The sequence below is a fragment of the Neobacillus mesonae genome, assembly GCF_023715155.1.
In the GTDB taxonomy this organism is placed as follows: domain Bacteria; phylum Bacillota; class Bacilli; order Bacillales; family Cytobacillaceae; genus Neobacillus; species Neobacillus mesonae_A.
The window spans coordinates 1-13622 of sequence record NZ_JAMBNQ010000065.1 but is presented as its reverse complement, the minus strand read 5'-3'; the positions used below and the strand labels follow the sequence as shown (position 1 = coordinate 13622).

General features: G+C 34.5%; 8 protein-coding genes, 2 rRNA genes and 3 pseudogenes. 11 read left to right on the top strand and 2 right to left on the bottom strand.

Going from position 1 to position 13622, the window contains the following annotated elements:
• Both M3183_RS25825 and rrf read left to right on the top strand, forming a co-directional pair.
• Positions 1 to 126, top strand: a 23S ribosomal RNA gene (locus tag M3183_RS25825); the annotation flags it as partial.
• A gap of 85 nt (positions 127 to 211) precedes the next feature.
• Positions 212 to 327: ribosomal RNA gene (gene rrf, locus M3183_RS25820) — 5S ribosomal RNA — on the top strand.
• 517 nt (positions 328 to 844) lie between these two features.
• On the opposite strand, the gene M3183_RS25815 is transcribed toward rrf, so the two are convergent.
• Positions 845 to 1171, bottom strand: coding sequence for a DUF3231 family protein (locus M3183_RS25815; RefSeq protein WP_311315413.1), 327 nt, complete (start codon positions 1169 to 1171; stop codon positions 845 to 847).
• Positions 1172 to 1339: 168 nt separating this feature from the next.
• On the opposite strand from M3183_RS25815, the gene M3183_RS25810 reads away from it, so the two are divergent.
• From M3183_RS25810 to M3183_RS25790, 5 genes are all read left to right on the top strand, one after another.
• Positions 1340 to 2344, top strand: coding sequence for a DUF3231 family protein (locus tag M3183_RS25810; protein WP_311315412.1), 1005 nt, complete (start codon positions 1340 to 1342; stop codon positions 2342 to 2344).
• Between the two features lie 860 nt (positions 2345 to 3204).
• Entirely contained in the window at positions 3205 to 3705 is a 501-nt protein-coding gene (locus M3183_RS25805; RefSeq protein WP_251474758.1) for a hypothetical protein, read from the top strand.
• A 129-nt stretch (positions 3706 to 3834) separates the two neighbouring features.
• Positions 3835 to 4419 carry an RNA polymerase sigma factor gene (locus tag M3183_RS25800; protein ID WP_251474755.1) on the top strand — a complete coding sequence of 195 codons (585 nt, stop codon included), beginning with the start codon at positions 3835 to 3837 and terminating at the stop codon, positions 4417 to 4419.
• Complete coding sequence (locus tag M3183_RS25795) at positions 4409 to 5161, top strand: anti-sigma factor (RefSeq protein ID WP_251474752.1); 753 nt, start codon at positions 4409 to 4411, stop codon at positions 5159 to 5161. The genes M3183_RS25800 and M3183_RS25795 overlap by 11 nt, the downstream gene beginning before the upstream one ends.
• 190 nt (positions 5162 to 5351) lie before the next feature.
• Positions 5352 to 6788: a YVTN family beta-propeller repeat protein gene (locus tag M3183_RS25790; RefSeq protein WP_251474750.1), complete on the top strand. Its 1437-nt coding sequence runs from the start codon at positions 5352 to 5354 to the stop codon at positions 6786 to 6788.
• 86 nt (positions 6789 to 6874) lie between these two features.
• On the opposite strand, the pseudogene M3183_RS25785 reads toward M3183_RS25790, so the two are convergent.
• Positions 6875 to 6982: pseudogene (locus tag M3183_RS25785) on the bottom strand (helix-turn-helix domain-containing protein); the annotation flags it as partial.
• A 28-nt stretch (positions 6983 to 7010) separates the two neighbouring features.
• On the opposite strand from M3183_RS25785, the pseudogene M3183_RS25780 reads away from it, so the two are divergent.
• From M3183_RS25780 to M3183_RS25765, 4 genes and pseudogenes are all read left to right on the top strand, one after another.
• Positions 7011 to 7172 (top strand): annotated as a pseudogene (locus M3183_RS25780) (Tn3 family transposase); the annotation flags it as partial.
• A gap of 194 nt (positions 7173 to 7366) precedes the next feature.
• Positions 7367 to 7482: pseudogene (locus M3183_RS25775) on the top strand (Tn3 family transposase); the annotation flags it as partial.
• A 1301-nt stretch (positions 7483 to 8783) separates the two neighbouring features.
• Positions 8784 to 9101: a hypothetical protein gene (locus M3183_RS25770; protein ID WP_251474748.1), complete on the top strand. Its 318-nt coding sequence runs from the start codon at positions 8784 to 8786 to the stop codon at positions 9099 to 9101.
• Positions 9102 to 11270: 2169 nt separating this feature from the next.
• Positions 11271 to 12221 (top strand): site-specific integrase, encoded by a 951-nt coding sequence (locus M3183_RS25765; RefSeq protein WP_251474747.1) that lies wholly within the window; start codon positions 11271 to 11273, stop codon positions 12219 to 12221.
• The last annotated feature ends 1401 nt before the right edge of the window (positions 12222 to 13622 follow it).

The following is a 13622-nucleotide window of genomic DNA, read 5'->3' as shown; positions in this document are numbered from 1 at the left end:
AGATGAGATTTCCTTTTAGCTAAAGCTAAGTAAGATCCCTGAAAGATGATCAGGTTGATAGGTCAGAGATGGAAGCATGGTGACATGTGGAGTTGACTGATACTAATCGATCGAGGACTTAACCAAGTCAATTTTAAAGTAGCGGACTCGTTCTTAACATGCTTCTTCTATATTATCTAGTTTTGAGGAAATGAAGCCTTAAATTAAATAGTCTGGTAATAATGGCGAGAAGGTCACACCCGTTACCATACCGAACACGGAAGTTAAGCTTCTCAGCGCCGATGGTAGTTGGGGCCTTGCCCCTGTGAGAGTAGGACGTTGCCAGGCAAAAAATAATAGCCCCATTCGGGGCTATTATTTTGCTTTAGTTAGTAAAATATTCAGTAGCTCAGTGGTAGAGCTATCGGCTGTTAATCGGTCGTAGGCTTCGAATACTCTAAGGCGCGTAAGTAAATGGCTGCTAATCCTGTTAAATCAACCTTCTATATCATTTAGTGAAACGGTCATGAAAGAAATTACACCGATTTATGACTCGAATCATTTACGATATAGGAGGTTTTTTGTGTGACTAAAGAAGCAGAACAATAAGCGATTATGTCCTTTATGTAGAGCAATTTCAAAGTATAACAAAGTGCAAACTATTGCGGATACTATAGCTGAGACCATTTATAAATTGTTGGAAAGCATGCAAGTAGTAATCAAGCCTAATTAACCAGGCGTAAATTTTGCTTGCTTTTTTAACAATGTGGAAATAGACAATACAAATTCCTTGTTCTTTAAACAACTTTATGAATATTTGCAGAGATAAATACAAAATGGAAAATATAGCTATCAACTTTCTAAATTAAAATGGGAAGTATAAATTTCGTAAAGTAAAAAACGTCCCAAGGCTAATCCCTACAATACTGAATCCATTTAGGTAATGGACGCAACACATCATTAGTTTCTCAGAAAATGGAGCGATTGTAGAAGTGGTTACGGTACTTCCAGAGGTTGCTGAAAACTGAACATTGTTATCTAAAAGAATTTTTGTGAATTCGTCTATTTGTTTCTTTGCAAGTTCCATTCCTTTTACAAAGTATGCTTTCACTTCCTTTGTCTTGGTGACTTGAGCAAAACCTATCATCAGCTGAAATCCAATATTATTTGACTCTACTCCATGATGAAGAATACCAATTGGTCTTTTATAAGCCTGTCGATTTGCAACGAGGGCTGTTTATAAGGGGCTCGTCAATATTTACAACTGTAACACGATACTTTTCCAATTGTTAAATAAATGAATATTTTTTTATGTAACTATAAAAACTAAAGGGGAAATTATACTAAGGAGATCTATAGCGTGGAAACAACCCAGCCATTGAATGAAAAATTAACATCTATTGAAATGGGAAAGCTTTGGACAACGTATGTAGGAAATACTTTGGGCCGATGTGTCCTTCGTTATTATCTTAAGCATGTTGATGACCAGGATATCAAAAATGTTTTAAACAATGCCTTGAATTTATGTGAGCAGTTGATTGGAAAAATCAAAGGAATATTTATTCAGGAAAATTTTCCGATTCCGGTCGGTTTTACCGAGGAAGATGTGAACGTAGATGCCCCAAGGTTATTTTCCGATGAATTTTATCTTCATTATTTAAAATATACGAGTAAAGCCGGAATGAGTATTTATTTGATCGCCATCCCAATCATGACGAGAAAAGATATAAGGGATTTTTTTAGGAATACTCTTAACTCCACTATTCAACTTACTAATGAAGTCAACGAAGTATTGATGGCGAAAGGGCTATATGAATATCCTCCGCAAATTCCGGTGCCGAAAAAGGTTGATTTTATCAAAAAGCAAAGCTATCTTAATGGCTTTTTTGGTAATGTCCGTCCGCTTCATGCAATGGAAATTGGTCATCTTTATGATCATATCGAAAATAATTTAACGAGTAAGGCCTTACTAGTCGGCTTTAGTCAAGTTGTGAAAAATAAAAAAATCCAGGAATTTTTTTCTCGGGGCAAGGAATTGACAAACAAACATATCGAACTTTGCTCACAGCAGCTACAAAAAGAAAACTTGCCGGCTTCTCCATTATTGGATCATTTGGTCAGTGAGTCTACCATTGCTCCGTTTTCCGATAAATTAATGCTAGCCCATAAAATTGAAATGTTTTCCATGAAGATCAGAGCCGCGGGCAACGCAATCTCTCTTAACGGCAGAAGAGATATTGGAACCATGTATTCAAAGTTTTTAGTGGATATTCAACTGTTTGTAGAGGACGGAGCCAATATCATGATTGATCAGAATTGGATGGAACAACCTCCAGAAGCTGTTGACAGGGATAAGTTAACATAAGTATAATCAGCTATTGGAGGAATTTATCAAAGTGTTCCATTTTTTTTGTGAAAAACCGTAAGGCGGTTGACTAGCAACAATGGTCCAAAAACTCACTACTGTCCCACATTTGAGTGAAAAGTCCAATGTCGGATTAAAATACACAACAAATGCAGCAAGCTATTCATGCTGCTAAAAAAGCATAGGGAAGCTGTTCAAGTAGCTCAAACAAGTGCAAACCCATAACGACTGCACAGGCACAGCAACAGTTTCAAACAATAAAACAGCAAATTCAGCAGGCTTAGCAACAAGTTCAGCAAGTATAAGATACAGCTCAACCACAATAAAGTTCATAGTAAATCATTAACTGTTATATCTTCGCCAGCTGCAATTACTTTCTCTAAGTGGCACCATACGGCAAATGATGTTGAGTCAATTTCCAAAAGTCGAGGACAACTACTTCGCTGTTTTCCATGTAGTTTAACATGTCCTTGCTGCATAACTTATAACTTGCTGAGTATAGTGAATCTGTATAGCTATGGACCTATTATCACCGTATATAGGTTAGTCTTAACTTTCAACTTATTATTTAATTGTAGTGTATAAGGTAGAACGTGAATCCCCTGTAGTTTTTACTATTTCCATATTTATTTTACCGTTTAGCTATGTTATATGTTCGTATTGATTTTTGGCTCATTAAGCCAAAAATCTTACATATCAACAGGATTTATTAACAAAGCCTTTTGTATCTCAAATAAAGAAGTCGTTGATCAACGTATCCTTAATTAAATAACTTAGAAAAATGAACATTTAAATCGAACCGTTTTTCACTCTCCTTCGTTACCTTATATTGAAAAGGACAACTTAAGGAGGAGTTAATTATGAAAAAATGGGGTTGGTTATTTACATTCCTTTTAGCAGGAATACTTCTAGCTGGATGCAGTAGTCAAGAAAATGCGGAGGATACGGATACAAATGATCAAGCGGAGGAAACAACAGCCGAGGTTAATAACAATGCAGAAGAAGTTTCTGCAGATAAACTGCAGTTAATGGAAAAGGAGGAAATTGGTAACTATCTTGCTGATGCAGAAGGGATAGCCCTTTACTATTTTGCAAAAGATGAGCCAAATACATCAAACTGTAGCGGTAAATGTCTTGATAACTGGCCTGCCTTCTACTCTGAAAACCTTGAAGTGCCTGAAGGATTTAACAAAGACGACTTTGGAACAATTACTCGCGAAGACACGGGGGAGAAACAAACCACTTACAAAGGCTATCCGCTTTACTACTTTGTAAAAGACGAAGCTTCTGGTGATGTAAACGGACAAGGCGTCAAAGATGTTTGGTTTATTGTCAACAACGAGACAACATTTGCACAATAATTTATGCTACCGAAAGAACTGCCTCATACTCGGCAGTTCTTTTTTCTCTCCCTCACTTAAATTTTTACCACAACCCTAGCAATGATTTATACTATAAAAAAGCTTCAATGTAAGGGAGGGAATTCGGCAATGAAATCTAAGACAGACGAAGAACTGATTGAATTAATTGTTCAAAATCATCGCCTGGCACTTGAAGAGCTATATGACCGCTATATAAAGCTCATATATAGCTTCTCCTTAAAAATAGCACAGGGTGATACGGATAAAACAAAAGAAATTGTCCAACGAGTATTTCTTCGGCTATGGACAACAAAATGCACCTATAATCCATCACAAGGACAATTTGTGAACTGGCTTCTTACCATTACCCGAAACGTTGCGATCGATCTCATTCGTAAAGAGCAAAAATATAAAGGAACAGTCCAATTAGAACTTGATGAATGGCGACAAATGCAAGATCAGCACTCAGAAGATGTACTGCAGAAAGTTTCAAGAAATTTATTAAAGCAACAAATACAAGAAGCAAAACGGCATCTCTCCGAACCACAGCAGCGCCTTATTAACTTATTATACTGGGAAGGTTACTCCTTAAGCGAAATTGCAGAGATTGAACAAAAGCCCCTCGGTACCATTAAAAGCCGACTGCATCAAACTTTAAAAAAATTGCGTCATTACTTTAGTGAAGAAACAGGAGGGGTTAGGCATGGAAAATAAATGCGAAAACCTGCCTTTATATATCATCAATGAACTTACTAAACGTGAAAAAGAACAATTTGAAAGCCATCTTAAGACATGTACCCACTGTCAGCACGAATTAGAATCTCTGCAACAAACATGGCAAACACTTTCTTATGATATCGAAGAAGTTGACGTACCAAAATCACTGAAAGCAGAAGTCATGGGCTTTATTTTTGAAGAAAACGAAACACTAGAACAGGAACCAAACGCAGAAACTGAGAAGCAAAACTTTATAAAACGATTCAAAGCAATCTTCTCAAAGCATTACTCACCATTATCGACTGCTGTTACTGCTGTTTTATTAATCGGTTTAATTGGGTTATATTGGAATAACATTCAATTAAAAGATACGATGACAGCGTTAAAAAATGAAGCAGTTGACCCAACACATATCGTTTCGACCTTTAAATTAAAAGGACAGGATTTAGCCGCTTCGGCAAATGGTAGCGCCTACCTTCTTCAAAAAGGCAGCGACACCAGCCTTGTCATTGAATTAAACAATATGCCAAGTACGAAAGATGATGAAGTATACCAAGTGTGGCTGTTAAAAAACGGCACTCGGCAAAATGCCGGTACTTTAAAACCTGATTCAGAGGGTAACGGTCTTATTACCTATCGCCTACCGCCAGATCATTCGTTTGATGATATTGGGATTACTTTAGAACCGAACCCATATAACACTCAACCGCAAGGCCAAAAAGTGATGGGAACCACTTAGACGTAGTCTCCACATTCATCTTGTTTAAGAAAATATCAAATTTCATATAATGATTTTTATTATCTACAGTATTTGGAGGAGTAAAGTTCCAAAAAAGTAAGACTTTTGTCACATTTTCATAAAATAAGCAAACCGATATCTCCTTTTATTCGCTTACTAAATTATCAGAATAATAAGGAGGTATCTTTTCATGATACGACACTATCTAAAACCATCTTATGGCATGCTGATTCTTGTTACATTATTATTGTTAGTTGTAAGTGCATGCAGCAGTGAACAGAACGCTCAACCAGAAAGCGAAAGTAAGGTAAATACTTATAATGCAGGTCGAGCTGAAGAAAGTACTGGTACAGAAAATGACCAAACCCCACTGGTCTATGTAAACAACCGAGAAGCAAACACTGTTCAGATTATTGATCCTACAACATACAATGTTGTCAGTACTGTGAATGTAGGGGAAAAACCTACATATGTTCAATTAACCCCTGATGGAAACTATGCGTATGTTGTTAACAGCAAATCAGAGGAGGTTTCAATTATTGATACCAAATCAAACGTGGTTATTAAAACAATCCCAGTCGGAAAATCGCCTAAAGGCGTAAACTTTACAACAGACGGAAAATGGGCTTATGTGATCAATGAAGGTGAAGATACTGTGACCGTCATTGATGTTGTAGAAATGAAAGAAACTACCGTAATTCAAACAGGTAAATTCCCTCATAACGGTATTTCCAGTCCGGACAGCAGCAAATTTTATGTTACTAATACAGCTTCAAATTCTATATCCGTAATTGATACAGAAAGCCAGTCTGTTATCGATACGATTGAAAATGTAAACGATTTGCCGCATAATTTAACAATTACACCTGACGGAAAAACACTTTGGGTAACACTGACAAAATCGAATGCCATTGGAATAGTTGACTTAGAAAAAGGAGAAATGGTTGAAACGATCCCTGTTGGCAAAGGGCATCACGTGATTGATTTAACGAACGATGGTAAATTGGCTTATGTTGCAAATATTGGGGGAAATGATGTTACCGTCATTGATACAGGATCTAAAAAGGTTATGAAATCCATTAGAGTAGGACAAGGTCCGCATGGTATTGCCATCACACCTGACAATAAAGAAGTCTACGTACCTGTTACCGAAGAAAATAAACTTGTTGTCATTGATATACAAACAAATGAAGTGATTGAAACACTTGAAACAAATGCTTTCCCATTTTTCACAGCAACAGTGGGAAGCCGCGGAACCGCATACTTTACTGAAGCGTCCATGACGGAAAAACAAGATTCAAATGAAAAAACAACCAGACCTCAGGGAACTTCAAATGGATCACAACAGGAATCTTCAAAAACAGAAATAGCAAATTCACCGCTTTTAAAAACAAGTGAATCCTATATGTATACATTCAAAGAAACTGGGGATTATACCATTCACTGCGCACCTCACCCATATATGACAATGACAGTCTTTGTGAAAGATGGTGAAAAGATGGAGGAACAAATAGTCGAAATAAGAGACTACACTTATACACCAGAAATACTTGAAATTACCCCTGGTACAACTGTAAAGTGGGTAAATAAAGATACTGTTCAGCATAATGCTGTGATTGAAAAATAATGTTCATGAGAAGAAGGGACTCATATTGTTTTAATGAAGGCCTTTTTTATTTCCACTTTTTGACCATTTAACGGAATAAAAAATGACTATTTTTTCCCTTCCGACAACTTTCTATATAATGAAGCTTTAGACACATATGTAATTTCATAAATTTGATTAACGGTCATACCTCTTTTTTTATCAAGCTTTACTGCACAGTGTATGGCCAACCGGGATACCGAAGAAGCAGTTGAATATCAAAAACAGTCTAATAGTTTTAATGAAGGATTGTTACATCATATGTCACCTTTAGGCTGGGAACATATTAATTTATTGGGAGAATACCATTTTAATTCGGAGAAAATGGTATTGCTAGATTCATTAAGACCACTGAAACGTTCTTAACGTTGTTGAAAATGGGGAAATCGTCAGGATAATGGGCCTAGCGTTGTAAATCTGCGCTTTCCTGACGGTGCCCCTAAATGAATTAAAAGAACAGAATAAAATATTCAATCCCTTTACGATCCCCAATTTAATGGTAAATATAACAACCTATTTGTTAATAAAGTACAAAGGTCATTGAAGAAAATTATGAGGATGTTTTGCGATTGGCCCATTCAATAAGAGAAGGAACAGTCCCAGCATCCCCCATTATGGGAAAATTGGGTTCTTACTCCAGATAAACTTAGCTACAGCCTTACGTGAAATGGCCCGGGGTAGGAATCTTCCTCTTGTCATACTTATATTCACGTTCAGTTTAATAATTGGCAAATTGACTTTGGTTAAAATAATGCACACATCTTTCCCAAATAAAAAGGAAAGCCCAATTCAATAGCCAACATAAAGGTTCTGTTTATCTAAAATCCTCCTTTTTTCAAGAGTCAATTTTTTACACTCTTTTTAATTGAAACCGGATTTAAAGTCAATGTAGAGAAAGGGAGCATCATTTTTAATCAACCGTTTGATTGAATGACAAAATTCATGCCTATATAAACAATAAAATCCTTATATAACGGCATTTATTTCAAAACTAATCAAACGTTTGATTAGTTTCCCTTGACCGCCAGAAGACAAAATAATTCATGTTTCAATTGGATTTTGCAGAAAGAAAGGAGAGTATTCACAATCCTTCCTATCTTTCGGCAAAATTTTCAAGGGGAAATCGGAATAACGGCTGATTTAATAAAGTTTGCCTCGGTTTTAAACCAACAATTGTTTAATTGACAACGGTCTTTGCAATCTATGATATGCAATCCACTCGTACCGGGCTTTTTGGTCAATTTAATCAACCGTTTGATTACATAGGGTTTTGTAGTATTCAAATATTGGTTAATCCCTTATATATCTGCAAGACATCAGTGTATTGTATGACTAATCTACATTACGCATATTCTTACTTGAATGCAGTTCTTTTAAAAGACTTAAAAAAACAAAGGTAATTTCTACATTAAACCATTGGTATCCAGCAACTTTGGTATCAGTTTCGCCAACAATTGACCAACCCTATCATTTGCTAAAAAAGACAATAATTTACACGATTGGCATTTCCAAACAAATTCCCTAGTGCTGACTCGCTTTATCAATTTCTATTTAACGTTGGACCACACCTCCTAGTTACTGTAAAGTGTCCTGTTTCAAAGGTTTTGGGTTAAAAACAAAAAGGCAGCCATTAGACCGAAAATGGGATACGGGTCAGCACTTCAAAATATAAGATAAATATTATTTGTATTCTGGTTATATACACAGGAAAAGAAGTGAAAAATGAATACAATATATATACAGTGGTCCAACTGAATTTCATTACTCTTGCAAAATGCCCCCTATAAAGGGGCATTTTGCTCCGACGGGCAGTCGTATAAGTGTTAGTTAATTCAACACCTCTTCTTTTTCTTTATATAAATTACGAATACATTTCTTGACCATGTTTCAAATTGAAAATATTAAATTAGTAGATATTTACTGCATGAAATTGAATTGGATCTATTGTATCCTAATAAATAGGGGAGGTTTGGAAAAATGGAAAAACAACTGATTTCTGATACATTTTATTATATAGAAATGAAAGATCAAGAAAATCGATTGATTAGAACTGTTGTATTCCGACTAGAAAGTGGCATGTATGAGGCATTTTCTTCTTATTTTCCAACTATTGATGGAAATATAATAGGGTTCGCCTCAGGTAAAAATGATAGGCAAGTAGTCATTTTATCCTTAGAAGATTTTGATAAGGAACTGAAATTAGTCCATAAGTTAAAGACTGCAGCAAAAAAGGTGACCACCGATTATTTTGCGAATGGGGATAACATGACTGATTACGAAAGATCATTGCTTTAATCTCAATCTAGGTAAGCGACCGGCTATTGAATAACAAGGGCGGGTTAGAAAAACAGTTCCATGTCGCTTTCGCTATCCTTATTAGTAAAACCCATCTTTCTGTATAGAGGTTCACCGTCATTAGACGAATGCAGCCAAAATAAGCATAATTCCACTTGGATTATGCATGAAAAAAAGAAGACATGTTTATCTATAGTATAAAGGCATAAAACATAGAGGGAGATACATATATACATGTGTAATATGAATCATCCTTTTACTTAGGGTAACAATCACCCTAATTGTTGAATATTGAAATATTCAAAAAGAAATACATGCTGATTTAACAACGTAATTTTGTTTTTTTACTAATCTTCTTGCTCATTTGCCTAAGAAGAAGAGCAAGAACAATAGTATGAATAAGTGAGACAAGTGTATTTACCGTATATCCGTTTACTTGTATGTATATTTCTTGTGTGTAAATTAAACGAAGAGCAAGAATTATCCCTGTTAATACTAATATGTCACAGTGAAAATCTAGAATTCTTTTAGACATTCGCTTTCTCCTTTTATTCCATAAATAGAGAGGGTTAAATTAGATTTAGCCTATTCGATTTCATAACATTATCAAAGTTTAATGGTGGGACGGACATATACTTTGTCTCCGTGTATCTGCCTATGTATATGATAGGATTTTCAAAGGTTGGATTCAAACTATGAACTTCTTTTTTATACTTTTCCCTAGGTTTCATCCTCGACAACTTTTCAAAGTTATCTCCTGACAAATTCATTTTTGTTCTCCTTTAATTAGTTAGTTACTTTATAAGTAAACAATACCTATACAAGGAATCAATGCTAATATAGGTAATTATAGAAAAAACAGAACCGAAAAGCACTCAGAATACTGATTTGCTCTAGGAATACATTATTTTCAACTCATTACAATTTATTTTCTTGAAGATTTGTATTTTATATGAGTTATTATGTGTTTTATTACAAATAATATGTACCACTTTCGGAAATAGCAGTTAATAAATTTTTTGTTGATAACTAATCATATACTGGGGGGGAATCATGCGACTTTAAAGAAATGGTTCAAAAGGTTTTGGATGATTATTCTGCTTGCGCATATAGGGGTTAAGCAAGGAGGAATCATTTTTATGTCGAATGTGCCGAAACATCCGCTTTAAAGGACCAAATGGAAAAATGCTACGGTTTGTTGAGGAGAAAATAGATTAAAGAATTGGTGCATGATTTTATTGTAAGAGCCATAGTTTAGAAGAAACTAGGTTGGGGAAACCCAATGGACTAAAAACCTTCGATTTTCAATAATTCTAAAGCTCTACAAAAAAAGGCGACTTAAAATTTACAAATGAAAATTTTGATATGCCCTCCTAGGGTAGACGGATTAAAAAACAAGAATCTGTTTACTCTAGGGGGTGTATTTTTATGGCAAGGCTTTCAGTTGAAGAAAAATATTGAATTTTACAAAGGTTATCCCAAGGGATGTCGGTATTAGTGCTTTAGCCAGTGAGTATCATGTTACAAAGTAGACCACCTGTGATTGGAGAGACTAATATAATCTTTATGGAATAGAAGGATTAAGGAAATCAAATCATTGGAGGAATTATTCTAAAGAGCTTAAGGAAAATGCTATGGTATACATTCCATAGTTATCGGTCTATTTAATGCAGAGGCGATATGTAGGGAATGACAGAAAGATGCTATTCCATTCTGATCAGACCGTAGTGCTGTATTTAAAATTGTTTTATTATGTGAATAAATAGTAATTTCTATTATCAAACAATTATTAAACTCTTGTAGATGTTTTTTGCCGATTTTCTTTTATTATATAGTGTCCTTATTGGTGAAAACAAGAATGTCAAAACCAATGTGTAGTAGCCTCTGTTTTTTTAGTATTTATTTATACACTTAGTATAATCACTCAAAACTTGTAGGTAATTTATAATTACCTATTTTTAATGCATATATAAGCCTGCTTTTTAATTTATTTGCAAAACACCCTTTTATTTTCCTTTTATATTTAATGAAGAATTTCAATACAATTTTAATGGGTTGTCTAAAAACTTTTGTTACATACATCTCAATTCTTTACATAATTTCTAAGTTCCGATAATATATAGTTATCGGAACTTAAATTGAAAAAACAGCAGTTAGGTGGGGTATATTTTGCTTGTACCAAAAGAGGACTCATTTCTTGAAATCGAGAAGGAACAATTAGAAAAGATTAATTTTTATATTCAAAACTCCAAAAGTAAAAATACACAAAAAAGTTATGCTTCGGACTGGAGACATTTTACTGAATGGTGTGAAAAGACTAATCGTTCTCCTCTTCCTGCATCTGCCGGCACTATTTGTTTATATATAACGGAATTAGCTGACACCCATAAGTATTCCACCATAAAAAGACGACTTTCTTCTATTAATATGGCGCACCGGTTAAAGAAGTGTCCACCGCCATCCAAACAAATAGAAGTTCAAACGTTAATGGAAGGAATTAAGCGGGAAATCGGCTCAAAGCAGCAACCTAAAAAAGCATTGATGTTGCAGGTTCTTCCAAACCTTGTAAATAAGATTGACACATCTACTCTAATTGGAATTAGGGATAAAGCTATTCTTTTATTGGGATTCGCCCTGGCTAGTCGGCGTACAGAGTTAGTATCTATTAATATAGAAGATTTAGAACTCAATGATTTTGGGATGGATGTCCGAGTTAGGGAAACCAAAACAAAAAATGATGATTTAGTAAAAGGCGTAGTATTCACATACAACGAATTCTGTCCTGTAAGAGCCACTCAAGAATGGATCAAGGCGGGAGAGATTACCTCTGGAGCATTATTCCGTTCTATCGATCGGCACGGAAATGTAAAAGAGCGGTTAAGTGATAAATCGATCGCGCTCATTGTCAAGAAATATATCGAAGAACTTGGAATGAATGCGAATGATTTTGCAGCACATAGCTTAAGAAGTGGATTATCAACAAGCGCTGCCATGATGGGAATGACAGAAATCGCTATTATGAAACAAACTGGCCATAAAACTAGAGAAATGGTTGATCGTTATGTCCAGGCCGGTTTACGATATAAAAACAACGCGAGTAGCATTTTAAAGAATTTATAGTACATTTTGGTAAATATAGGATGTCGGAGATTTGCATTTGAACGAAATTATCTTTTTCTTTACGTACAACTATCCATCTAATTTCGATGTACGTAAGTTATCAGACAATTGTAGTTACCATAAATGTTCATCATTTTTTCGGTTGCTTTCCATTTAGAAACCCTATTGGGATTATTTTAGTTTTGCCTTATGCAGCTTGTCTTTTTGGAAGCTTTTTGCTTTTTCGTTCGGATTTTTTTTTAGGTTTAGCTAAGATTAATATAACTAAGAAGCACATAAAGTATTTATTTTCATACTATTAGAATAGTACTTATATTAAAAGTCTGCCTAAAAGTCAACAAATTTTTTTCAAAAATGACAAAAGACATAAGGTATCCACTTTTCATAATCATATTTTTCATTTCTTTTGCAAATCATTATTGGATTTATTTAAATAGCCTTAACACAAAATTATATAGTTATTTTTGAAGTAGCAACAAATGTTTTCATGATAAATGAAATCGATAAGTAAGCAAAAATACAAAAAACTTTAATATCATAACAATATCAACATAAAAGTTATTAACACTGACAACTACAATAAGTTATATGATGCGGTATGTATATAAATTTAATTAAAGTTAAAATCAAAGTATTTATTAATGATTGAAATGTGCTTAATAATATTAATATTGTTAATTATAATGATAAAATATATGTTATTAATGACAGTATCAACAAAATTAAAAAAATCTATGGCAATACTTGATTACGAAACATGACTAACACCAGAGCAGGCTTTTACGGCATGGATTTGTTGATAATATCCTATTTGACGATAAAGCGCAACCAGGGGCAAGCCTGAAAAGATTTGTCCTCTTTCCTATGGTTTAGGTTCAGTGTAAGAAAATAGCCAAAATCATACACCCACTTCCTTGAAATTCCTGGAATAGTGCCTTATTTGGAGCTAGGTTCGGAATTCATTAATTAATTTTATTTTTTGTTCATTTTTAACTATTAATTACCAATAATCTTGTTTCGTTAATGAGCGGGTTTTATCTGTGTTTAACAAATTGAACAGATAGTGGAGCAGTTTTATATTACGTAGTAGTGTAAACAGCCACTTTATTTCCTCAAGAATATCTCTAATATTTTCAAATTCCTCCGGAATTGTCTATATACTTCTCTGGAACAATATGCTAAATTTTTTGCATATTAAAAGGGGGAGTTTTTTTATGATCAAATTTCATGATTTTGGAATTGGACTGGAGGAATATGAACGATTTTCCTTCCTACGATGTTTGTCCAGGCTGCAAACGACCGGCACATGGAAACCTTCATAGAAATGGTTATTACTGGCGTTATGGAATTACTGACGAGGTCACCTTACGAATCCCTATTTGTCGCCTAAAATGTTTAAAT